Annotated in this window: 17 protein-coding genes; 9 read left to right on the top strand and 8 right to left on the bottom strand. The window is 62.5% G+C overall.

Annotation, left to right across the window (positions count from 1 at the left end; translation table 11 throughout):
• The first annotated feature begins 37 nt into the window (after positions 1 to 37).
• Both F3J14_RS06145 and F3J14_RS06140 read left to right on the top strand, forming a co-directional pair.
• Positions 38 to 1222 carry an acetyl-CoA C-acyltransferase gene (locus F3J14_RS06145; RefSeq protein WP_166722247.1) on the top strand — a complete coding sequence of 395 codons (1185 nt, stop codon included), beginning with the start codon at positions 38 to 40 and terminating at the stop codon, positions 1220 to 1222.
• Between the two features lie 301 nt (positions 1223 to 1523).
• Positions 1524 to 2792: an aminotransferase class III-fold pyridoxal phosphate-dependent enzyme gene (locus tag F3J14_RS06140; RefSeq protein WP_166722246.1), complete on the top strand. Its 1269-nt coding sequence runs from the start codon at positions 1524 to 1526 to the stop codon at positions 2790 to 2792.
• A 164-nt stretch (positions 2793 to 2956) separates the two neighbouring features.
• On the opposite strand, the gene F3J14_RS06135 is transcribed toward F3J14_RS06140, so the two are convergent.
• From F3J14_RS06135 to F3J14_RS06120, 4 genes are all read right to left on the bottom strand, one after another.
• Positions 2957 to 3646 carry a hypothetical protein gene (locus tag F3J14_RS06135; RefSeq protein WP_166722245.1) on the bottom strand — a complete coding sequence of 230 codons (690 nt, stop codon included), beginning with the start codon at positions 3644 to 3646 and terminating at the stop codon, positions 2957 to 2959.
• 203 nt (positions 3647 to 3849) lie between these two features.
• Positions 3850 to 4998, bottom strand: a complete 1149-nt coding sequence (locus tag F3J14_RS06130; protein WP_166722244.1) for an MFS transporter — start codon at positions 4996 to 4998, stop codon at positions 3850 to 3852.
• A 191-nt stretch (positions 4999 to 5189) separates the two neighbouring features.
• Positions 5190 to 6068 (bottom strand): phytanoyl-CoA dioxygenase family protein, encoded by an 879-nt coding sequence (locus F3J14_RS06125; protein WP_166722243.1) that lies wholly within the window; start codon positions 6066 to 6068, stop codon positions 5190 to 5192.
• A 21-nt stretch (positions 6069 to 6089) separates the two neighbouring features.
• Complete coding sequence (locus F3J14_RS06120) at positions 6090 to 6947, bottom strand: NAD(P)-binding domain-containing protein (protein ID WP_247682144.1); 858 nt, start codon at positions 6945 to 6947, stop codon at positions 6090 to 6092.
• A 434-nt stretch (positions 6948 to 7381) separates the two neighbouring features.
• Here F3J14_RS06120 and F3J14_RS06115 point away from each other — a divergent pair, with 434 nt between their 5' ends.
• Together F3J14_RS06115 and F3J14_RS06110 are read left to right on the top strand one after the other, a co-directional pair.
• Positions 7382 to 8011 carry a TetR/AcrR family transcriptional regulator gene (locus tag F3J14_RS06115; RefSeq protein ID WP_166722241.1) on the top strand — a complete coding sequence of 210 codons (630 nt, stop codon included), beginning with the start codon at positions 7382 to 7384 and terminating at the stop codon, positions 8009 to 8011.
• Positions 8012 to 8579: 568 nt separating this feature from the next.
• Positions 8580 to 9179 (top strand): TetR/AcrR family transcriptional regulator, encoded by a 600-nt coding sequence (locus F3J14_RS06110; protein ID WP_166722240.1) that lies wholly within the window; start codon positions 8580 to 8582, stop codon positions 9177 to 9179.
• A gap of 175 nt (positions 9180 to 9354) precedes the next feature.
• Here F3J14_RS06110 and F3J14_RS06105 read toward each other — a convergent pair whose 3' ends face one another.
• Positions 9355 to 10815: an aldehyde dehydrogenase family protein gene (locus tag F3J14_RS06105; RefSeq protein WP_166722239.1), complete on the bottom strand. Its 1461-nt coding sequence runs from the start codon at positions 10813 to 10815 to the stop codon at positions 9355 to 9357.
• Positions 10816 to 11229: 414 nt separating this feature from the next.
• Between F3J14_RS06105 and F3J14_RS06100 the strand changes: the two genes are divergently transcribed.
• From F3J14_RS06100 to F3J14_RS06080, 5 genes are all read left to right on the top strand, one after another.
• Entirely contained in the window at positions 11230 to 12210 is a 981-nt protein-coding gene (locus F3J14_RS06100) for an aminotransferase class IV (protein ID WP_166722238.1), read from the top strand.
• Positions 12211 to 12609: 399 nt separating this feature from the next.
• A complete protein-coding gene (locus F3J14_RS06095) occupies positions 12610 to 13929 on the top strand; it encodes a DUF1329 domain-containing protein (RefSeq protein WP_166722237.1) in 1320 nt (439 codons plus the stop codon).
• A gap of 16 nt (positions 13930 to 13945) precedes the next feature.
• A complete protein-coding gene (locus tag F3J14_RS06090; protein ID WP_166722236.1) occupies positions 13946 to 15652 on the top strand; it encodes a DUF1302 family protein in 1707 nt (568 codons plus the stop codon).
• Between the two features lie 58 nt (positions 15653 to 15710).
• On the top strand, positions 15711 to 18059 hold the full coding sequence (locus tag F3J14_RS06085) for an MMPL family transporter (protein WP_166722235.1): 2349 nt from the start codon (positions 15711 to 15713) through the stop codon (positions 18057 to 18059).
• A gap of 19 nt (positions 18060 to 18078) precedes the next feature.
• Positions 18079 to 19047, top strand: a complete 969-nt coding sequence (locus F3J14_RS06080; protein ID WP_247682143.1) for a YCF48-related protein — start codon at positions 18079 to 18081, stop codon at positions 19045 to 19047.
• Positions 19048 to 19821: 774 nt separating this feature from the next.
• Here F3J14_RS06080 and F3J14_RS06075 read toward each other — a convergent pair.
• The 3 genes from F3J14_RS06075 to F3J14_RS06065 form a co-directional block, all read right to left on the bottom strand.
• Positions 19822 to 21462 carry a choline dehydrogenase gene (locus F3J14_RS06075; protein ID WP_166722233.1) on the bottom strand — a complete coding sequence of 547 codons (1641 nt, stop codon included), beginning with the start codon at positions 21460 to 21462 and terminating at the stop codon, positions 19822 to 19824.
• 222 nt (positions 21463 to 21684) lie between these two features.
• The gene (locus F3J14_RS06070) at positions 21685 to 22635 is read right to left on the bottom strand and encodes an alpha/beta hydrolase (protein ID WP_166722232.1); all 951 of its coding nucleotides are present in this window, start codon (positions 22633 to 22635) and stop codon (positions 21685 to 21687) included.
• A gap of 33 nt (positions 22636 to 22668) precedes the next feature.
• Complete coding sequence (locus tag F3J14_RS06065; RefSeq protein WP_166722231.1) at positions 22669 to 24159, bottom strand: NAD(P)/FAD-dependent oxidoreductase; 1491 nt, start codon at positions 24157 to 24159, stop codon at positions 22669 to 22671.
• Positions 24160 to 24309 lie beyond the last annotated feature (150 nt).

Raw genomic sequence — 24309 nt, 5'->3', positions numbered from 1 at the left:
CCATTTCATTTCGTCGCTTGCTTTATAAGGATGCCCCATGATTGACGCAGTCATCGTTTCCACCGCACGCACGCCGATCGGCAAGGCCTATCGCGGTGCGTTCAACCTTACGCACTCGCCCACGCTGCTCGGGCACGCGATCAGGCATGCGGTACTGCGTGCCGGCATCGAACCGGACCGCATCGAGGACGCCGTGATCGGTTCGGTGCTCAACGCCGGGACCGCCGGTGGCAATATCGCCCGACATGGCGTGCTGGCAGCCGGATTGCCTGCCAGCGTCGCGGCGCAAACGCTCGACCGGCAATGTGCATCGGGCCTGATGGCGGTCGCGACGGCTGCCAAGCAGATCATGTACGACGGGATGGAGGTCGTCGTCGCGGGCGGCCAGGAGAACATCTCGGCAGTTCAAACGCGCTACTTCGAGTGGACGCGCGCCGACCAGGATCCCAACGTGCTGGCCGTGCAACCGGCGGCCTACATGCCGATGCTCGAGACCGCCGAGTTCGTTTCCCGCAAGTACGGGATCTGCCGGGACGTCCAGGATCAGTACGCCCTCGACTCCCAGCTGCGCACTGCCGCCGCACAAGCCGCGGGTCGCTTCTCGAGCGAAATCGTCCCGATCACGACACGAAAGCTGGTCGTCGACAAAGCGACCGGCAAGACATCGCAGCATGAGGTCACGCTCACGCAGGACGAAGGCAATCGTCCCGGCACGACGCTCGAATCGCTTGCGTCTCTCGCACCGGTAGTCGACGGCGGCGTCGTGACGGCAGGTAACGCGAGCCAGCTTTCGGACGGTGCAAGCGCGTGCGTCCTGATGAACGGAAAAACCGCCCAGCAGATCGGCGCCATGCCGCTCGGCATCTATCGCGGGATGACCGTCGTCGGCAATGCGCCGGAGGAGATGGGCATCGGCCCGATCTACGCGATTCCCAAGCTGCTGAAGCTTCATGGCCTGAAGACCGACGACATCGGCTTGTGGGAGCTCAACGAGGCGTTTGCATGCCAGGCGCTGTACTGCCGCGAGAAGCTCGGCATCGATCCCGAGCGATACAACGTCAACGGCGGCAGCATTTCCATCGGCCATCCGTACGGGATGACCGGCGCGCGCATGGTCGGTCACGCACTGATCGAAGGCAAACGGCGCGGCGCACGCTACGTCGTCGTATCGATGTGCGTGGGAGGCGGAATGGGTGCCGCCGGCCTGTTCGAAGTGGTCTGACGCAATGCTCGTTTCCCGCGAATACGGGCATCGCCTCACGCTCCCGGCGTGTTCGCGAACAATCGACTTTCTAACTCAGCTCATCAACCGCGGAGGCTGATCATGGCGAAGCGCTTACTCATCTTACTCTCGCTTGTCGCCGGGATACTGTTCGTATTCAGCCCGGGACTCATGGTTCTTTACCATATCGAGCACTACGACTCGACCCGGTAGCTCGCGTTATAAAAGTCAATTGACCAATTCAATTGATCGAGTATCAAGCTGGTATTGCCCGAAACGAATCTGTCACAAGGAGTCGCACATGGAAAGGCTGGCGAAGAAGAACGAGTGGTTTGCAAGAGCCGAAAAAGTCATCCCGGGCGGGATGTATGGTCACCAGAGCGTCAAGTATTTGACGGAAGACTTCCCGTTGTACTTTGCAAAAGCGAAGGGAACCTATCTCTGGGACGTCGACGGCAACCAGTACATCGATTACGTGTGTGGTTACGGCACGAATCTGTTCGGCTACGGCAACGAGCAGATCGAGCGCGCGGCGGCCCTTCAGTTGCAGAACATCGACACAGCCACGGGACCGAGCGCGGTGATGGTCGAGCTTGCCGAGGCGCTCACTCGACAGGTCAGCCACGCCGACTGGGCGATGTTCTGCAAGAACGGCTCGGATGCCACTTCGATGGCCATGGTGATCTCGCGAGCCTATCGCGGCAAGCGGAAGATTCTCGTCGCGCGCGGCACGTACCATGGCGCGTCGCCGTGGAACGTGCCGTATACGACGGGCATTACCAAGGAAGATCGCGCACACGTCGTCTACTTCGAGTACAACGATATCGAGAGTCTCGACGCCGCCGTCAAGAGCGTCGACGGTGACGTGGCGGCCATCTACGCAACGCCGTTCCGCCACGAAGTGCTTTTCGACCAGTTCTTTCCGTCGGTCGAGTACGCCCACGCATGCCGCCGCCTCGCTGATGAACAGGAAGCGCTTCTGGTCGTGGACGAGGTCCGTACTGGGCTGCGCCTCTCGCGCGATTGTTCATGGTCGGACTGGGGCGTGCACCCGGACCTCAGCTGCTGGGGCAAAGCCATTGGCGGCGGCTATGCGATCGCCGCGGTCCTGGGTTCCGACAAGGCACGGGAGGCCGCGACGAACATTTTCGTCACGGGCTCCTACTGGCTGTCCGCCGTCCCGATGGCCGCTGCCATCGAAACGCTGCGCCTGGTCAGAGAGACCGACTACCTCGAACACACGAAGCGCCTGGCGGACACGTTGCGCGCCGGCATCGCCGAACAAGCGGAGCGGCATGGCTTCGAGCTCAAGCAGACCGGCCCGAGCGTGATGCCCCAGATGCTTTTCGCAGGTGACGACGAGCTCGTGTCCCGCGGCCGGGCATGGGCTTCGGAAGTCGTCAAGAACGGCGCTTATCTTCACCCGTGGCACAACATGTTCTTCACGGCAAGCCACACTGACGAAGACATCGCGCGTACGCTCGAGGCGACCGAAGCGGCGTTCGGCGCACTCAAACAGAAGTCGGTCGCATTGAATCGTCTCGATATTCTGGACACCGTGCAGCGTTGACCTTGATGTTCCGCGGGCCTTCGACCGACGGTTGAAGGCCGCACTGCCGGGCGGATTCGCCCGGCGCGCACGGCCTCTCTCGATCGACCGCCCGCCCCTACCGTCGGTAGTCGCCCCTTCGTCTCGTACGCAGGACGACCGGCACTTCGGCGGGATCTCCCCGACTACAGCGGATTTCGTCGCAGGCTGCCAAGGCTATGGCGTCGATCGAGGTTCATTTGCTGTTCCTGCGCACGCTCCAGCGCACCATACGCGTAGTACAAGGCAACGGACAGGTAAGACCACGAGAGCAGCGCAAAGATGTAGAAAATCATGTGATCGCTGTCGCCTGGTATCCGGTAGAAGTCGTAGATGCTCGCAATGATCTGCGTGGACACCAGCGCGACGATCATGCTCACGGCGGTGCGTTTCTCCCCGGCGCCCAGCAACCGCTTGACGACGTATACGAGGTACATGGAGAACAACGACCACATCACCAGGTAGAAATACGGCTTGGGTTGAACCATGAAATCCGCTGTCCACACGACAACGGTTCCCGCCAGCGCACCCACTACGTACACGACATCGATGAAGATCGACGGCTTATATCGATGCGTAACCGCCATCATGCCTGCGATGGTGATGATCGGTATGCCGAACCCTCTGGAAAACGCATCGCAGAACAGCGAAACACTGAAGAACGCGGGTTCGCCGGTCAGCGCATTGAGCATCAGATTCGTTGCCGAAAACGTCGTAATCAGCCACTCGAATCCGAGGAGAGCGTTGCGTTTCCTGAGCAGTTTCACGCCATAGATGAGCGAAGTCGCGATCAACGCGAGGTCGGCAAGACAATAAAGAAGAAATTTGGGTTCCATGAGATATTCCGACGATCGTCAAGACTTGGATCTCGTTTGCGCTTGCCCGCACCAATACGAGTCGATACATCGCGTCGCGATGCGACATCGCGCGACAGGGATCCGTCGGGTTCCGCCCGACATGCCGGGCGGCCGGTACCGCACCAACGCGCGCAGCGGCCGGCGCGAGCTCGGCCGGCAACGCGGTTGCCTGGCCTGTCGCGTCAAGCGATCGCGGGCCGGGCATGTCGCGACTTGAGCTGCCGGATCGCAACACTGGTCAGGAAAATCGGCACGACCAGCAGCCCGACGGAAAGCCAGCCGACCGCGCGCAAACCTGCCACGCCGAACACCGTGCCGGCAATCGCGGGGCCGACCGCCAAGCCAAGATTGATTGCCGACGCGCAGGTCGCGGTGCTTCTTCCGCTGGCATCCATTTTCGAGAGCGCGGCCACCATATAAGGGGCGACCAGCGTCGCACCGGCGCTGACGAGCGCAGTCGACACGAGAAACGCCCATCGGCCGCCCACGCAATACATGCCCAGGCTGCATGCGATCAACAGCGCGAGTCCGAAGGCGATCGGCTTGAACAAGCCGAAGCGGTCGCCCAACCAGTTGACCGCTACCCCCACCGGCAATTGCGCAGCGGCATTGACCATGAACAGGATGCCGAGCTGCTCCGCTGCAACGCCCCGGGTTGCGGCCACTTCCGCGGCGAATCCCATCAGCGCCGTCTGCGACACGTAAATAAAGAATGCGCTGATCAGCATCGCGCGGACGTCGTTGGATTTGATCGCATCCTTCGCGACGTTTTCCTCGGCTGCGTTCACCGCAGGATGCATGAACGCGCCAAAAAACAGCGCCGCGACGACGATGGCGAGCTGGACGGCATCGACACCGATATTGCCGATCTTCGCGGTCGCGATCGGTACCACGTACATCGCTGCGGAAAATATGACTGCCATCGCCACGGCCACTTGCGCGGCGACCTTCTCCGGGTGCCTGACGTGTGAAATGACGCCGTATGCACAAACGCAACTGACGCCCAGCGCGACGCCGAGCACCAGCTTTGCCGCGACGAATATGTGGAAATCATTCGAAAACATTGCGCAGGTCGACAGCACGGCGAGCGCCGCCGCAACGAGCGCGCCCGTTCGCTTGTTCAACGTCGCCATCCGTCTTCCGAAGATCACGATGGACAGTGAAAGGCAGAGCAGTACCGCGGACGCGAGCCACCCGGCGCTGCTTTCGGATAGCCCGAACCGGGCCATCGACTCTTCGATGTTGAACGGAAGCAGGTAGGATGGTGTCCAGACCACGGCCCCGGTATAGAGCAGCGCGATTTTCCGGATTCCGTTGATTTCGTAATTCACGATCTACTCCCTATCGTTTGCACGAGTGCGGAATCGCGTCGACGCGTCGAATCGCTCTCCAGCTCGCATTCATGAATGCATTGTTCAGAGGACTGGTTCGCATCACCAAACAATCGCATGACGCTCGCGTGATGGAATCGCCCGGTTGCCATCCGGTTACCGGGCCGAAACCCCACCCCGCCACGTCCTCGTTAGTCGAAATGCCCGACCTCGAGGAAATCCTTCATTTTCAGCAGGTCATTCGGGTCCGACATCTGTCCGTTGCGCTCGACAAAGCCGGCAAATGTCGTGCCGTACGTCCAGCCTAGCAGCCGCTGCAGTTCTTCCGGGTAGCGCTTCACGCGTTCAATCGGCAGCGTGAGATACTGGTTTTCTTCCTGCCGGAGGATCGCCAGGTCATACGACATCGTCAGGCCGGTTCTCGGCGCATTGCTGGTGTTCTTCCCGCCACCGTGATAAGTCGAGCCGATGAAGAAAAGCGCATCGCCGGCGGACATCACTGCGGGAGTCGCTTCCTCCTGCCTGGGCATGCGCTCGTCATCCCACTTGTGGCTGCCCGGAATGACCAGGGTCGCGCCGTTTTCCTCCGTAAAGTCGGATACCGCGACCATCACCTGGAAGCGTGCTTCACGCCCATAGTTCGGGTGTCGCCACAGCCATACGGAATCGTCGCGGTGCAACGGCTGCAGGCCTTGGCCCGGCAGGATCTGAATGGCCTGCGTCACGCCCACCTGGATATCGGGTGCGACATCGACCTGGTTTTCGCCGCTCCAGATCTTGATCGGCGTTTGCAGAATGCTGCGCGCGGCGCCCAGGTAGAGCGGATGCAACGCGACCTCGGCCATCCAGTCGGTACGCGCGAACAGACGCGACACGCGCCGCGTCTGCGTACCGGCAAAGTATTCGTCTACGCCGTTCGGAGCCGACTCGAGCGTATCGAAGAGCGTGCGCTGGATACGCGCGAGCAAGTCGGAACCGATGAAATTCTTGACGATCGCACCGCCGTCCTGACGAACCACGTTCGCCAGATCGTCAGGAGTGCTATCGCTCGAAAGGCGTTGCAACGACATGATGATTTCCTCCAACAAGTATCAATGATTGAAAAGTGCCGCGTATCCGCGTTCACCATCGCCTTGCGCGATGGATGACCGGATGCGCTCGCGTAATGCGTTCAGGATGCGTGGCGGCGACCCTGCATCTTCCTGTGCCTGCCGGAACAGGTCGACCGCCCGCGCGTAGACGTCCAGGCTCGCGCCCCTTGGCTGATAATCGGAAGCAGCCACGGATTCGAACAGGCCTTCGATGAAGTGCGCCTGACCGGCGATGTAGATGGGAATCAGGCCGCGAATCTCGTCGATCGACATGCCTGAATCCACGACGAACCGGAGACCTTCCAGGAAGGCTGCGCCGGCGCCAAAAACGAACGTGCCCGTCAACCCGGCGTCGAGCACATTCGGTACATCGGGGCGTGTGCCGACGTAGACGGATTGCGGCGCGATCTTTCGAACGACGGACTCGGCTTCGTTCCAGACCGCCTCGTCGCCACCCAGGAGGATGGATGCGCGCTCGTCGCCGATATCGGGCGGGAAGCACTGGATGGTTCCGCTGATGAATTTCGCGCCGGCGCGGCTCACGATTCGATCCAGCGTCAGGACCTCGGACGGACGCCCCGTTGCCAGATTGACGATCGTTTTTCCCTGCAGGCGCTCGCCGAGTTCGTCGAAATCCGCCGCGAGGTCGACCGGCGTTGCAGTCACGATGACGATCACGTCCGCCTGCGCACAGGCAGCCGTCGCACTGTCGGCCACCCGTGCGCCCAGCTCGGCCATGCGTTGAGCCTTTCCGGATTTCCTGTTCCAGACGACGACGTCCTCGCCCTGTCCAATCAGCGAGACAGCGATCGCGGATCCCATCGCGCCCAGGCCGAGGACGGCAATCAAATTGCTCATTCGCATACCCTTTCGATGTCGTTTATCACGTTGCCGGGAGGCAGCCCTCACTCAGCCCGGCCCACAAGGTCATTAGACTTGATCAAATGACCATATCAGCAGATACGAGTCTTATGCTTCGAAATGACATTGGGAATACGGGGTTTCCATTAGCCGCCCGATGAACGCGTCGAGCGGGCCACCGCAGCGGCGCTGCGCACCGCCGCGCCAGCATCGTCACGCCGTGCGCTGCTTCCCTGCGTGGAGCGCAGCAGTCATGCCCGTCACGAACCGGCACACCATGTTTTCCACGCCGCGTCCGATGCAACATCCGTGCTGGACGATGCGTCGCGTGGCTTTCCAAAGCCCGCCCATCGTCATGCTAATATCGGGCGATTCGACTACCCGGCGCGGGTAGCACCTTTGAACGAAAACATAAAACGGAGCGCTGGCCTATGCAGCGAGTACGGGCTGAAGTCCGCCGCCAGGACCTCGTGGCGGCGACTGTCGCGGTGATTGCAGAGCACGGTGTGAAGGGTGCCACGACCCGTCGCATCGCCGAAGCGGCGGGGTGCCCGCTTGCTTCGTTGCACTACGTTTTCCACTCGAAGGACGAGCTGTTACTGGCCGTCTACGAATCCTTGATCGACCTGATCCGCTCGGACAGCCCGGACGCGCCCGAGCATGGCAGCCTGGCCGATCTCGCGGAATTCAATCTGCGCTCAGTGATGGCCTGGTTCGAAGCCAACCCGGCCTACGCGAAGACCCAGTCGGAACTGTATACCTGGGCGCTGCGGCATCAGCCCGACGTGGCCGTCGGCGCCCTGCGTATCTCGCTGGAAGGCGCGCGCGCCTACCTTTCCTCCGCCGAGCCGCGCCCCGATGCCAAGGCGCTGGATGCCGTCGCGCGACTGACCATTGCCCTGGCCGACGGGCTGCTTTTTTCCTGGTTCGCTCAGGAAGACTCGAAACGCCTGGCGACCGATGTCGATCACGCGAGCAAGATGCTGGCCGCCTATGCGGCAACCCTTTCGGATGCCCGCCCCGCTGCGAAAGCCGCTCGCAAGACGGCGCGCAAGCAGTAAGCTTCTGCCGCGTCGCCCACGCATTCGCTTCCCGACAACCTCGCTGCCGCGACGTTCGCATCATCTGTTCGGCGCCTCCACGCGACGCGCGGCGCATGATGCCGACAGTTTCATCCCATGCGCCGCGGCGCCCGCACGCGAGCCCTGCTCAAGGGCGCCTTGAAGAACCATCGCTCGCGCCCCCGGCGTGGTGAGCGCGACGCGCGTTATCGGCACCGCAGGCATTCCAGACAAATCGCTCCCCCTCTCGCTTCGATCCTCACGGAAACGTGACATGACAGGCGAGCGTCGAGCCTCGCGCACGGGTTTACCTCCATCGACAGCAAATGGCCGCCTGCGTAACGTTTTGTGATCAAATGACCAAGTCACCGGAATACGCTTTCCTCCAGCGCTTCAACGCGAGCGGGTATTCGCGAGCGAGCACCGGAAGCGGGCCGCCCCATGGACAAACTTTCAAGAAGCCGACATAATTCACCCGATTCATGGTCACTTGACCACGTATCACGAATGAGCGCTACACGCCCACAAGACGTCACTGACGAGGATTTTCGGGTACCGGAGCTTACCAATGGCAAGAATTCGCGCTGCGTTGCGGCGACAAGATTTTGTTGACGCTGCTGTAGAGGTCATCGCCGCGCACGGTGTCGCTGGAGCCACCACGCGGCGCATTGCCCAAGCCGCAGGCTGCCCGCTCGCATCCCTCCATTATGTCTTTCATACCAAGGACGATCTGTTCAACGCGGTGTACGAATCGCTGTTCGATCTTCTCGCGACGAACACGCCCGCTCATGGTGAATTTCAGTCGTTCGGCGAACTCGCCGGATGGCAGTTGCGCAAGACGGTCGAATGGCTCGTTCAGCATCCATCGTACGCGCGAGCGCAATCTGAACTGATCCAGTGGGCCGAACGCCATCGTCCGGATTTCGCGTTGAAGACCTATATCCAGACTGTCGAACGCATGGTCGCCTATATCGGCAAGCAAGCCCCGCACGTCAGCCCTGACGTGATCGAACCCGTCGCCCGAATGAGCATCATCCTGGTCGACGGATTGCTGAATAGCTGGCAGGCCGAACCGAATATCGGCAGGCTGCGGGCGAACCTGGATAGCGCAAGTTCGGCCCTGGAAGCGTTGGCAGCCTCCCTCTCGAACTCGACGGCACGCGCCTGAAAATCGGCGCGGTGCGCCGGTGCACCGAAGGCCAACACCGTGGCAAGGCCGCTACGATGCCCGCCCGCGCAACACCGCGCCGGAAGGCAGCCGGCGACATCGTCGCGGCTTCGTAGATGGGCGGCGGCTTGACGCGGGGCGCCCACCCGACATGGGCGCCCGTCTTCGATTCCCGTCAGTTGACCGCATCCGGCGCCGCGCCGAACATCGACTTCGTCTCGAGAAACTCCTCGATGCCGGCGTAGCCCCATTCGCGCCCGTTGCCGGACTGCTTGTAACCGCCGAACGGCGCCGCGATGTCGACGGCCGCACCGTTCAAATGCACCATCCCCGTCCGCAATTGTCTGGCGACCCGCTCCGCCTGCTCGATCGAGTCACCATAGACGTAGCCGGACAAACCGTACGGCGAGTCGTTGGCGATGGCGACGGCGTCCGATTCGTCCCGATAGGGAATGATGACGAGGACGGGACCGAAAATCTCCTCCGTCGCAATCCTCATGCGATTGTTCACGCGGCTGAAGATGGTCGGCTTCACGTAGTAGCCTCTTTCGAGTCCCGAAGGACTGCCGAGCCCGCCCGACAATAGCAGTGCGCCCTCGTCGATGCCCGCCTGGATCATCTCCTGCACCTTGCGATGCTGGCGCCGGTTCGCCACGGGGCCCATCGTCGTGCGCGGGTCGCGCGGATCGCCGACCACGACCTGCGCACACGCGGCCGCTGCGATCCTTTCCGCCTCGTCGAGGCGATGCGCCGGCACCAGCATGCGCGACGGCGCGGTACAGGTCTGGCCGGAATTGGCCATCATCTGCAGCACGCCATGCGTGACGCCTTGCTCGAAGTTTTGGCTGTCCAGAATGATGTTCGCCGATTTTCCGCCGAGCTCCAGCGTCACCCGCTTGATCGTCGTCGCCGCGGCCTGGGCCACCTCCACGCCCGCGCTCGTCGACCCCGTCAGCGACACCATGTCGAAGAGCTGACTGGAAGCGATCGCCCGCCCGAGTCGCTGCCCCGAGCCCTGCACGAGATTGAAGACGCCGGGCGGCACCCCTGCCTGCTCGAGGATCTCGGCGAGCACGATGGCCGAATACGGTGCATTCTGGCTCGGCTTCAGCACGATCGTGCAACCCGACACCAGCGCCGGTGCGACCTTGCACATGACCTGGTTCATCGGCCAGTTCCACGGCGTGATCAACCCGCACACCCCTACCGGCTCCTTCACGATCCGAGATGTGCGCTGGATGCGATCGAACGGGTATTGCCTGGCGACTTCCAGCGTCGTATGAAGATGCCAGAGCCCCAGCGCCGCCTGAAGCGGACGGGAAATCGCATCCATCGGCGCGCCCATCTCGAGCGTGATGGCATCCGCCATATCCTGCATCCGCTCGGTGTATACACCGATCACGGCCTCGAGCAACTCGAGCCGCTCGACCAACGGCGTGTTCGAGAATGTGGCGAAGGCATCGCTCGCCGCCTTCGCGGCCCGGTCCACGTCCGCTTCGTCGGAGAACAGCAAAACGCCCGAGACTTCGCCCGTCGCCGGATCGATGATTTCATGTTCGATCCCCCCGTTCACCGGCTCCACCCATCGCCCGCCGATGAACGCCCGGCGGAGATGATCTGCTTCAAAAATCGCCATCAGCTCGCTCCATGTCAGTTGGTCTCGGGGCACGTCGTCAGTCTTCGGAATCGCCCGGGACGACCGATACTATCGCCTTTTTTGATCATTTGTCCAAGTCACACGATTACGTAATAATCAGCATTGCCAAAAGCGACGCGGAGTAAGACGCTCGTTGCACGTTTGCCGAACGTCGGGCTGAAGGCTGGCCCCGCTCGCGGGTCGGTCGCACATCACAGAGGGTTAACCTTCATCGACAACGCATTTTTCGAGCAATACTTTTCTACTACACGGTCATTTGATCAAGTCATGTGGCAGACTTTCAGCCGGATAGCCAAGCAGCAAGCCATCCGCAAAGTAGCGCACCGCGATCCGGTCGCTTTCTGACATCAACGCCGAACGGCAACTCTCCCACGGGAGCGAAGGGTAATTACCATGGCAATCATCCAAGTCCAGCAGATCATGCATGAGCACCCGTTGCATGCTCGTGCACCGCATGAACCCCGCTACGCGGACGGCAGCGCCTTCTGCGACGGCAACTATGTCCCCATCACCGAAGCGACCGTCCCGCTCGTCGATGCCGGCTTCCTGCATGCCGACGCCGCCTACGATGTGGTCACCGTGTCGCGAGGCAACTTCTTCCGGCTCGACGATCACCTCACCCGCATGGAAGAGTCGGCCGCGAAGTTCTTCCTCGAGAATCCGTTCAATCGCGACCAGGTCCGTGAAATCCTGCACAACCTCGTGCGCAACGCCGGCCTGAAAGACGCATACGTGTGGTGGTGCGTCACCCGCGGCCCGCTGAGTGTCGACCGCCGCGACCGCAGCGCGATGAAGAACGCGATGTTTGCGTTCGCGGTGCCGTTCTTCTTCCAGGCGGACGACGAGGTCCGCACGCGCGGCTCGAACCTGCTGGTCAGCAAGCGGTACAACCGCATCTCCGCGAAAGCGGTCGACCCGACGGCCAAGAACTTCCACTGGATGGACATGAAGCTCGCGCTGTTCGAAGCGATGACGCAGGAAAAGGACTGGGCCGTGCTCGTCGACGAACACGACAACCTCACCGAAGCGGCCGGTGCGAACATCTTCTTCATCAAGAATGGGGAGCTCCATACGCCTGCCGAAGGCTGCCTGCTGGGTATTACGCGCCAGAGCGTGTTCGACATCGCCGCCGAGCTCGGCCTGAAGGTGAACATCGGCACATACACCGCGACCCAGTTGCGCGAGGCCGATGAAGCGTTCACGTCGTCGTCCGCGGGCGGGATCATGCCCGTCAGCGCGGTCGACGATCAGCCGCTCGGCAATCGCAACGGCCCGGGCCCGATCTCCGAGAAGATTCACAACCTGTATTGGGAGAAGCGTTGGGCAGGCTGGCACGCGCAGCCGGCCGAATACTTGTCGTCGGTCGCGGCATAAGCCGACGCCATCCGAAGGTGGCACGCGTACGGAGCCGCGCCGGTCGAGCAGACCGTACCCGGCTCCGGTAAACGAAAGTCAGCTGCATGCAGCACACACCGTCCGGCACGCCATCAGGTGTGCCGGACAACCCCGGGCACCGATGCAACACGGATGAACGGGCCGGGTGACTCATGCAAAAGACGGTAAAACGCACGTTTCTATAATTCGCATTACGAATCAATTGCAACGGAAATCGCTACGTTCGCATGCATTCGCCTATGCCCAACCCTTTTGACGGGCGCACGTTACCCGGTCAAGGTCAAGGAGATTGATGTGGTCAAGACGCATTCTTTCAAACAATCCGCTTCGCTCGTTCGATCGGCAGCGAAATCGTCGCTTCTCGCTTCCGCGGTCGCGATGACTTTGACCAGCGCGTTTGCGGAAGGGTTGGACTCGTCTCATACGCCGTCCGGCGCCGAGATCGCCGGCACCGCCAGCGGCATTCCCGCATGGGCACAGGTCGGCAACGTCGGGCCCGGCTGGACGTTCGGCAAGCGCCGCGCGGATTTCTTCAAATACAAGTCCGACAAGCCGCTGTACACGATCGACGCCAGCAATGTCGACAAATACGCGGACAAGCTCAATCCCGGCCAGATCGCATTGTTGAAGAACCTGAAGGGCTTCACGATGCCGGTCTATGCGTCGCGGCGCACCTGCGGCGTCCCGGATTTCGTCGCGGAGAACACGAAGAACAACGTGGGCTTCGCCAAGATGTCCGCGGACGGTTCGGAACTCGCCGATGCCCACCTGCCCGGCTACCCGTTCCCCGCGCCCAAGACCGGCGCGGAAGTGATGTGGAACGCGAAGCTGCATTACCGCGGCGGCGGCGTCGAGATGCGCGACATCATCACCGTCGTCTCGCCGCGCAAGGGGGCATCCGACTGGATCAAGAACGTGTCGGACGCGTGGATCTACCAGCCGTGGGGCGACAAATCCGGCATGACGTTCGCGAAGGTCAACCAGGTCGAAGGCAACGCGTACTACGCGTACAAGTCGCCGGCCGCCATTGCCGGCCAGGCCGCGATCTTCACGACGTACGCCGGCAAGCCGACCGAAGTCTTCTACTACTTCCCCGGCCAGCGCCGTACCCGCCGCATGCCGTCGTACGCCTACGACGCACCGCAGATCGGCTTCGACAACCAGTACAACATGGACGAAGCGCTGGTCTTCTCCGGGCAGACCGACCGGTTCTCGTGGAAGCTGCTCGGCAAGAAGGAAATGATCGTGACTTACAACGACCTGGGCATGTACGACTTCTCCGACAAATTCGAAGACGCGTATGGCCCGGACTTCGTGAATCCGTCGAAGCGCCGCTACGAACTCCACCGCGTGTGGGTCGTGGAAGCCACGGTCAAGCAGGGCATGCGCCATACCGCGCCGAAGCGCCTGTTCTACGTCGACGAAGACAGCTGGAGCTACCTCGGCGCGGTGGACTACGACGCGCAGGGCAACATCTCGAAAGTCCGCGAGGGTTACATCATTCCGGTGTACGAGACGGGAAGCTGCGACACGCTCGCGTTCGCTCAATACAACCTCGTCGACGGCCGGTACCTCGTGGACGGTTCGATGCTCGCGGCCGGGCGGGACGCAAAGTGGTCGGTCGATTCGTCGGCAGACCAACACTACAAGCCGAGCTTCTACAACGCCGACAATCTTCGCGCGTTGAGCGAGCGTTGACAGGTGCCGACACAAAATGGCTACCACCTCCTCATTACAGCCCCGCTCCAGCGTGGTGTTCGTGCGCGCGGCGATCGCGGCGCTTGTCGCCGTCGGGTGCGGCAGCGCGCACGCCTTCACGTTCACGATCGGGAACGTTGAAGGCAGTTTCGATTCGACGATATCGGCGGGCGTCGGCATTCGAACTGCCTCGCCGAGCAGCAATCTCGTATCGCCGACCTACAACGTGGCCACCGGTGCGCAGACCGGTGGCGGCCGACTCGGTCAGTTGAGCGGCCTCTCCGATCAGGGCGACATCAACTACGGCAAGGGAGATCCTTTCACGAGCTATCTCAAGGGCAACCACGAGCTGGTCCTGAAGATGCCGTCGCAAGGGCTCACGTTCATGGCACGGGGTACCTGGCAATACGACTACTCCGGTACCCGCACGACAGGCGCAACCAGCGGACAGGACCTGTTCTACAACCCGTCGCCCAACCTTAGCGGCGGGCTCCCGTCCGATGCTGAGAAAAACATCCGCTTCAAGCCGCGCTTGCTCGACCTGTGGGTCAGCAAGCAGTTCAACGTAGGCGACCAGATTGCACGCGTCCGCGTGGGTAATCAGGTCGTCAGCTGGGGCGAAAGCATCTGGGAAATCGGCGGCGTCAATGCGACGAATGCGATCGACGTGAATCGCGCGTCCCAACCCGGGGCGCAGGTCAAGGAAATCATCCTGCCGGCGCCGATACTGAGCGTCGCGTCCGGCCTCGGTCACGGCGTGAACGTCGAAGGGTACGTCCAGAGCAACTGGAACCAGAACTATCTGCCCCCGGTCGGCAGCTATTGGTCCAATCAGATCGTCGGGCCCGGCAACAACGCATATGGCGTGGCGACCGTGCATCCGAAGAACGGCGGGCAGTACGGTTTCTCCGTCCGCTATCAGCCCGCGGGAACGGACCTGAATCTCGGTTTCTATACGATCGCGTATCACGACAAGTTCCCGCAGGTGTCGCTGAGCTCGACGGGCGGCACTGTCTTCAGGTTCCCTGAAGACCGCCACATGATCGGTGTCAGCGCGAACTTCCCGGTTGGCGACTGGGCGATCGGCACGGAACTGTCGTACCGTCCGCGCGACGCCGTTCCGCTGAATCCGGCCAGTGGATGCGTCGCGCAAGGCGGCAACTGCTGGGTCGACGAGAAGCGTTTCCAGTGGCACCTGACTACCCTCTACTCGCTCCAGCCGGGCAATTCCGGCGCATTCCTCAAGCTGCTCGGCGCGCAGACCGCCACGCTGACGACCGAGACGGTGATCATTGCCTATCCCGGGCTTCACAAGAGCTATGGCGGCTCGCCCATTTCTCCCGGTGCGCTGCTGTGGGGGAACGAATTCAACGATCTGTTCGCGACCGGCGCACTCAACTCGCCGGGTAGTGCACAGGGCACGAAATACTCGGGCGGGATCGACGTCGATTTCAACTGGGTCTACGACGGCACCGTCATTCCCGGGTGGCAGGTCAATCCGGGGATATACGTCCGGTACGGCCTGTTCGGCAATACGCCGAACGTGAACGCCCAGTTCATGCGCGGCGTGACGGCGATGAACCTGTATGTGAATTTCATACAGAACCCGGCGAACTGGCAGGTCGCGTTGAACTACACGCGCTTCATGGGCCCGACCAACCCGCTGGCCAACCCGCTACGAGACAGGGACTTCGTGGCCATCGTCGCATCTCGCAATTTCTGAGGTCAATATGAATCAAACGCCTGTTTCCGACGCAGCCCGACCCGGCAAGCTGCTGAGAATGCTTCATTCGCTGGAAAATGCGCTGTTCGGTCACAGGCGGCTCGTTCTGGGGCTTCTGGTGCTGTTCACGGCCGTCATGGCCTGCTTCGCCGTGAAGCTTCGCATGGATGCGGGCTTCGAGAAGCAGCTTCCTCTCGGCCACGAATACACGGAGACCTTCAACCAGTATCGCGGCGACCTACTCGGCGCCAATCGCCTGATCGTCGTTGTCAAGGCGCGCCACGGCAGCATCTGGACGCCTGCCGCGTTGAAGCGGCTCTACGATGTCACGCAGGCGGTCACGTTTTTGCCGAGCGTCTCGCGCAGCAGCGTTCAATCGCTCTGGACGCCCAATTCATTCGTCAACGAGATCACCGAAGACGGCTTCCGGGCCGACCCGCTCATTCCCGGCACCGTGACGCCGGATCAACTCGACGGCAACACGGTCAGCGCCATTTCGCGCTCGACTGCGCAGGGCGGTTTCGTCGGCAATCTCGTGTCTCGCGATCAGACCAGCGCGATGGTCACCGCGGACCTCAACGAGCTGGACGCGAAAGGCGAGCGGATCGACTACGTCGCATTCGACCGCGCGCTCGAATCGCAATTGCGATCGAAGTTCGAAGATGCGAACTACGAGGTCCAGATCATCGGCTTCGCGAAACAGATCGGCGATATCGCGAACGGCGCATCGTCCGTTCTGAAGTTCTGCGCGATCGCGCTGCTCCTCACCGCTTTGGCCGTCTACTGGTACTGCCGCTCCGTGCGCCTGACGATTCTGCCGCTCACCTGCTCGCTCGTCTCGCTCGTCTGGCAGTTCGGCACGCTGCATCTGCTCGGCTATGGGCTCGACCCGCTGGGCGTGCTGGTGCCGTTCCTCGTGTTCGCGATCGGCGTGTCACACGGCGTCCAGCAGATCAACTTCATCGTTCGGGAGATCTCGCACGGGAAGTCCGTCGAGCAGGCCGCCCGATCCAGCTTCAGCGGGCTGCTGATTCCCGGAACGCTCGCGCTGGTGACCGCGTTCGTGTCCTTCGTCACGCTGATCCTGATCCCGATTCCGATGGTCCGCGAGCTCGCGATCACCGCTTCGCTCGGCGTCGCGTACAAGATCGTCACGAATCTGGTGATGCTTCCATTGGCCGCGTCCCTGCTCAAGGTCGACCCCGGCTATGCGAAGAACGCCGAGCTGCATGCCGCCCGCCGCGGCCGCGTGCTACGCGTGCTCGCGAAAGTCGCGGTTCCCCGCAACGCGGCGATCATCCTGCTGGCCGCCGTCGTGGTCTTCTGCGTGGCCGCGTGGGAAAGCCGCGACCGCGTAGTCGGCACGCTGCAGGCAGGCGCGCCGGAGCTGCGCGCGGATGCCCGCTTCAACCAGGACTCGGTGTCGATCGCATCGAGCTACGACGTCGGCCTCGACTGGATGTCCATCGTCTTCGAAGCACCGCCGCAGTCGTGCAACAACGTGCAGATCGGTGCATATCAGGATCGCTTCGTCTGGTCGATGCGCGCCGTTCCCGGCGTATTGTCGGTCGTTTCGTTTTCTTCGCTGCTGCGTCAATACAACGAGGGGTACAACGAAGGCAACCCGAAGATGTCAGCGATCCCGATCGATCCGGATAACTATTCGTCGCTGGCCGGCGAGGTGGCCCGCACGCCGGGCGTCATGCGCAAGGACTGCAGCATGACCGCGGTGAATGTCTATCTGGCCGACCACAAGGCAACGACGATCAATCAGGTGATCACCGCCGCGAAGCATTTTCGCGACACGAACAAGCTGCCTGGCGTGAAGGTCCGGCTCGCGTCCGGCAACGCCGGCGTTCTCGCCGCGGTCAACGACGAAATCGAGCGCAGCGAGCTGCCGATGATGCTTTACGTGTACGCGACCATCGTGTTGCTCGTGCTCGTCACGTACCGCGACCTGCGCGCCGTGCTCGCCTGCTGCCTGCCGCTGACGATCGGCACGTTCATCGGGTACTGGTTCATGAAGGAGCTGCAGATCGGCCTGACCGTCGCGACGTTGCCGGTGATGGTGCTTGCGGTCGGCATCGGTGTCGATTACGCGTTCTATATCTACAACCGGCTGCAACTGCATCTGGCCAACGGTGTGGGAATCGTCAAGGCGCTCGAGCAATCGATCCTCGAGATCGGCACGGCGACCATCTTCACGGCCATTACGCTCGCGATTGGCGTCGCCACCTGGTCGTTCTCCGAGCTCAAGTTTCAGGCGGACATGGGCAAGCTGCTGGCATTCATGTTCATCGTCAATATGGTCATGGCCATGACCGTGCTGCCCGCCTTCGCCGTGTGGCTCGAGCGCCTGTTCCCGAGACGCCGGCCCGCGCGCGCACCCGGCCTGCTCGCTCATTGAAGAAGAGGATTCCATGCTCATGAATCACAAGATGCGCGCCATTTCGACTGCTATCGTCGTCGGCGCAACACTGCTGGGCGGCATGCAATGCGCGGTATCCGCACCGGAACTCAAACCCGTGCCGGCCGTCCAGTCGAGCATTGCGACGCAGTCGGCCGTGCTGGATGCAACGTGGGCAGGGCCGCGGGTCGTGAGCGTCGGTGCGAACGGCATCATCCTGCTGTCCGACAACCGCGGTGCGACGTATCGTCAGGCCAAGGCCGTACCCGTGAGCTCGACGCTGACGTCGGTCAGCTTCGTCGACGCCAACACGGGCTGGGCAGTCGGCCACTGGGGCGCGATCCTGAAAACCACCGACGGCGGCGAGACCTGGCAGGTACAGCGGCTCGCGACGACCGAGGATCGCCCCCTCTTCGGCGTTCACTTCGTCGATGCGAACCACGGCGTGGCCGTCGGGCTCTGGTCGCTGATCCTCGTCACCGACGACGGCGGCAAGACCTGGACGAAAAAGGAACCCGTTCTTCCGAACGGCAAGAAGTCGGACCTGAACCTGTTCGGTATTTTCTCGAACGGCAACGGCGATATTTTCGCGACCGCCGAGAAAGGGCATCTCCTCGTGTCGAAGGACAAGGGCAATACGTGGGAGACGATCGAGACCGGTTACAAGGGCTCGTTCTGGTGCGGCGTCGCGCTGCCCGACGGTGTGCTGCTGGTCGGCGGACTGCGCGGCACGTTGATGCGAAGCGACGACAACGGCCACACCTGGTCACGCGCAACGCTCGATACCAGGAACTCGATCACCGCACTCACGTCCAGCGGCTCCACCGTCCTGGCCGTGGGTGTCGACGGGTTGCAGGCGCAAAGCGTCGATGACGGGAAGACATTCAAGCGCGTGCATACCGACACCGGGACGACCTATACGGCCGCACTCTCGTCGCCTGGCGACAAATGGCTGGTTTTCTCTCGCGATGGGGCGATCTCGCGGTAACCGTTCGATGTCCGATCGGCGCAGCGGGCCGCGATGGAAAAGCGCGGCCCGCTGCGTCGACTTCGTCCCGCCCCGGGACGGATGGTGTGATCATCGCGCGACAGGGTGCGCGTGTCGCGGATACGAGAAGAACCCGATGCGGAGGCGGCATGTGGACGAAGTGCCGCGCAAAGCTTACCGCTGATGGATCGAACGACGCCCCATCCTCCTGTCAGCCGTGTTTTCGAAGTCGATCGCCGGTGCCGTGCACACGCATCCGATACCCCGCGACTGTCAGCTTTCTCCGCAGCCGGCGTTCCTTGGCGAACGCACTCGAACGACGGCGAGCCGCGCGCAATCGCGTGGCGGCCACTTCCGCGTAGAAGGGCCACGCAAGGCGGTCATCAGCACCGGCATGAAGTGCCCGTGCCCGCACCCGCTCCCTACCGACATCACACGCTGAGACGACCGCGACCGGCATATCACATCGTTACGGGCGCGTGACCGTGTTCCGGACCGCGCTCAAGCGCCGGATCGCGTTCCAGGCTCCAGTACATGACACGACGAATCGAAGATGGCGCTCGGCACGATGCGCTGAAGCCCTTTGGGCATGGAAGCCGATGACGAACCCATGCCGTCAGCCGGGCCGGGGCAGGCGCCGATCGGGGTTGATCGGCTGAGCGATGAGTTGATGGGCCTTCCGACAGCGGACGTTGCAGCGCATGCGACGCTGCCGCAACGTCCGTGCACGATCGAGGCTTTCGCGCCGACGCATGCCGGCGCGAGAAAGGATTGTCAAACCCCGATTCCGGCTTTCACTGCGGCATGGCCGCCGGGAAATCGCGAGATCCCCCGAATCAGATCCGACGCTTTCTCTCCGATCATGATCGTCGGCGCGTTCGTGTTTGCCCCCACCAGCGTCGGCATGATCGACGCATCCACGACACGCAGGCCCTCCGTGCCCCGTACGCGCAATTGAGCGTCGACGACGGCGAGCGCGTCGTTCCCCATGCGACACGTTCCCACCGGGTGGTAGACGGTGTCGGTCCGCTCGCGCAGCAGCGCGCGGATGTCTTCGTCCGAGCGCGACCGCGACGCATACAGATCTTCCGTCACGAACGCCGACATGGCCGGCGCCGCCATCAACCGCCGCGTCAGCTTGTATCCCTCGACGAGAACGTCGAGATCGTCCCGGTGCTCGAGGAATGCCGGGTCGATCAGCGGCGCATCCAGCGGATCCGCGCTGCGCAGCTTCACCGATCCGCGGCTCTTCGGCCTCAGCACGCATACGTGACAGGAAATGCCGTGCCCCAGGTGTATTTTCCGTCCGTGATCGCTGACGGGCCCGACGACAAAGTGCATCTGTACGTCCGGCCGCTCGAGATCGGGACGCGTCTTCAGGAACGCGCCGCCTTCGGCAAAATTGGTGGTGAGCGTACCGCTGCGCGATTTCCGGTATTGCCTGATGTCGGCCAGTGTCTTGATCCCGCCGCGTACCGATACGCCGAGCGCATCCAGGCTGTTCGTCTTGTAGCTGACGACGAAGTCCGGGTGGTCCTGCAGGTTCTGCCCCACACCCGGGAGATCGGCCACGACGTCGATTCCGTGACGCTGAAGTTCATCCTTCGGACCGATACCGGACAGCATCAGCAACTGCGGCGACTGAAGTGCACCGGCAGAAAGGATCACCTCCTTTTTCGCCCAGACCGTCTCGACATTCCCCGCACGGGTGACTTCGACGCCCACGGCCCTGTTGCCGTCGAACACGATGCGCCGGACCTGCGCATTCGTTTCCACCGTCAGATTGCCGCGCGCATTCATGTGCGGAAACAGATAGGCACGCGCGGCACTCCAGCGTTCGCCGTTCTTCTGGGTCACCTGATAGATGCCGACGCCTTCCTGCTCCGCACCGTTGAAATCGTCCGTGATGGGCAGGCCGCACTGCCGTCCGGCCTCCAGCCAACGCGCCTGAAACGGATTGTCGGTTCGCAGGTCGCTCACCCAGAGCGGGCCGCCGCGCCCATGCCAGTCATTGCCAAGGCGCTCGTTATGCTCGCTTCGCTTGAAATACGGAAAGACGTCGTTCCAGCCCCAGCCTTCGTTGCCGAGCGCGGCCCAGTCGTCGTAGTCGGCATGATGGCCGCGCGTGTACACCATCGCATTGATCGCGGACGATCCGCCCAATGCCTTGCCGCGCGGCTGATAGCCGCGCCGCCCCTGGAGCCCTTTCTGCGGCACGGTTTCGAACGCCCAGTTGTTCAGCCGGGACGGGATCATCAGCACCAGTGCGGCCGGCACGTTGATCGGCCATCCGTTGCCGTTGCCGCCGGCTTCGAAGAGGCACAGCGTCGCATCGGGGTCTTCGGTCAGGCGCGAGGCCAGCACGCTGCCTGCCGAGCCGCCGCCTACAACAAGATAATCGAATGAGTTCTTCACGGGTCTGTGTCCTGGATAGATGCCTGAGCGCTTCACAAGCAACTACCTGATGCATCGATTCCACCGCTCGCGTCGCAGCTCCCTCGAGCCGTTGTGCGGTCGGCTTCATTCCGTCACGCATCAGAACTGTGTGGCCGCATCGGCAGCGATGGAGTCGTCCATCGAACCGCATGCGGCCACGGAATGGCGATAAGCGCGATTCAGATCGCGACCGCCGGCGTATCAATGGTGCTGCGCGCCGTCGAGCAACTTCCGGAAACTTGCGATGCCCTTCTCGATCCACGTCTGCGCGCCGGGGGAGATCGCACCCATGTCGAAGAAGCCGTGCAGCATGCCGTCGCACCGGATTGTCTCGACCTTGACCCCGCTTGCGTGAAGCAGGCGGCCGTATGCTTCGCCCTCGTCGCGCAGCGGGTCGTATTCCGCGGTCAGGATGACTGCCGGCGGCAGCCCCGCGAAGTCCTTCGCGTGGATCGGCGCCAGCCGCGCATCCTGCGGGCTCGTCCCGTCGGCAACGTAATGCCGTTCGAACCACGCGATCGTCTCGAGGTCGAGCAGATAGCCTTCACCGTTTTCCTTGAAGGACGGAAAGCCTGAACGGTCCCCCGCCACCGCCGGATAGATCAGGAGCTGGGCGGCCAACGAAACGCCGTCGGCATGCAGTTGCTGGGTCACGACGGCCGCCAGATTGCCGCCGGCGCTATCGCCGGCCACCGCCACGACGTCGTTTCCGCCCAGCTCGCCCGCGTTCGCGATCACCCATCTGGTCGCGGCAATCGCGTCGTCCGCCGCGGCCGGATACCGGTGCTCGGGCGCCAGGCGGTAGTCCACCGAGACCACGACCGCGTTCGCGGCGCGCGCCACCTCCCGGCAAATGTTGTCGTGGGTATCCAGATCGCCAATGACGAACCCACCGCCGTGGAGATAGACGACCGTCGCCAGATGACGCTCCTGGCTCGGCCGATAGAGCCGTGCCCGCAGCGAACCGACCGCGCCGGGAATGGTCAGGTCTTCCACGCCATGAAGGTCGACAACGGTTTCCGGTGCGCGAACGGCGCGAGCCAGATGCAGCATCAGTCCGCGCGCTTCTTCCGGCGTTGACTGCGGCAAGGGTTTCGCGCCGGACCCGGCAAAGGATTCGAGAAAACCCGCGAGATGCAAATCGAGTGCCATGACATCACCTTGTAATCGAACGTTGGCCGGGGATCAGCGATACACGAGGACTTCGGCGTCCGGGCTCAGCTCCGGGATGGTCTTGCGTTCCTCCTCGTACTCGAAGTGGTGCTGCCACGGCATGCGATCGCCGCGCATGTGCATCTGGTGTTGCGAGCGCATCACGTACCCGGCATTGAAGTTGTTCGGGTCCGTCCAGGGCAGCCGCTGCATGTCGGCGTCTTCGTCACGCAGGCGCGGCTCCACTGTCTTCGCGCCGACCTTGTCCATATGCGCGAGCACGCGGCACGTGAATTCGCAGACGAGATCCGCGCGCAGCGTCCAGCTCGAACGGTAGTAGCCGTAGACGAACGCCATGTTCGGGATACCTTCGATCATCATGCCGCGGTACGACACGCGCTTGCTCATGTCGACCGGGGCGCCATCGAGCCGGAATGCGATCTGGCCGAAAGCGCTCATGTCGAAGCCGGTGGCCGTCACGACGATGTCCGCGTCCAGGTGTTCGCCCGATGCCAGCGTGATGCCGCTTTCGTCGAACGCTTCGATGGTGTCGGTCACGACCGATGCTTTCCCGTCCCGGATGGCCGCGAAGAGGTCGCCGTCGGGGACGGCAGCCACGCGCTGTTGCCACGGGCGATAGCTCGGATTGAAATGCTTGTCGACGTCGAACCCTTCCGGCAGCTGTTGCCGCGTCTCGTTGATCAGCCAGTCGCGCACCGCGTCCGGGTTCGCCGTGGACAGGTTGATCAGGTCGAAGGTCTGCTTCAGGTGCGCGCGTCGCAGAATCTCCGAGCGCCATTCTTCGGGAAGGCTGAGTTCTCGGAGCGTTGCGTCCAGCTGGTGGGTCCACGGCACCGCCGTGAAGAACGTCGGCGACCGTTGCAGCATCGTCACGTGCGCCGCGGTGCCGGCCAGTGCCGGAACCAGCGTCGCAGCGGTTGCGCCCGAGCCGATGACGATCACGCGCTTTCCGGCATAGTCGAGTTCTTCGGGCCAGTGTTGCGGATGAACGACCGTTCCCTTGAAACGATCTAACCCGTTCCACTTGGGGGTAAAGCCCTGACGATGGTCGTAGTACCCTGCGCCCAGCCACAGGAAGCCGGTGGTCATCGTGAAACGTTCGCCGGTATCGTTGCGCGACACCTCGACCGTCCAGCGCTTGTGTTCACTCGACCAGTTCACCGTTTGAACACGATGCCCGTAGTGGATCTTCGAACCGAGGTCATACTCGTCGATGACTTCGCCGAGATAGCTGTGGATCTCCTCCGCCGTCGCGATCGAGCGGCCCTGCCACGGGCGGAATCCGAATGCGTACGTGTACAGGTCGCTGTCGGACCGTGCGCCGGGGTAACGATGCGTCCACCACGTCCCGCCGAATCCGTCCATGGCTTCCAGAATGGCGAACGAGCGCCCCGGCAGGTTCATGCGGAGATGGCATGCTGCATCGATCCCCGAGATTCCCGCTCCGATGATTAGTACATCTACGTGCTCAGGCGAACACGCAGCTGTTTGTTTCTCAGTCATGAGATCCCTCCGATGACCAGTTATTGAAGATATCCGCCACGCCGCACGGCAAGATCACACGACTTGGTCATTTGACCATACAGCACGAAGACGCTCACCCGTGCATACCAGCGATCACGCGCCAAACCCGAGAAGATTGCCGAATCATCC

Source organism: Burkholderia sp. Tr-862, from assembly GCF_011753085.1.
Taxonomy (GTDB): Bacteria; Pseudomonadota; Gammaproteobacteria; order Burkholderiales; family Burkholderiaceae; genus Burkholderia; species Burkholderia ambifaria.
Note: the sequence above shows the minus strand (reverse complement) of the source record. Positions and strands in the feature narration are given on the sequence as shown.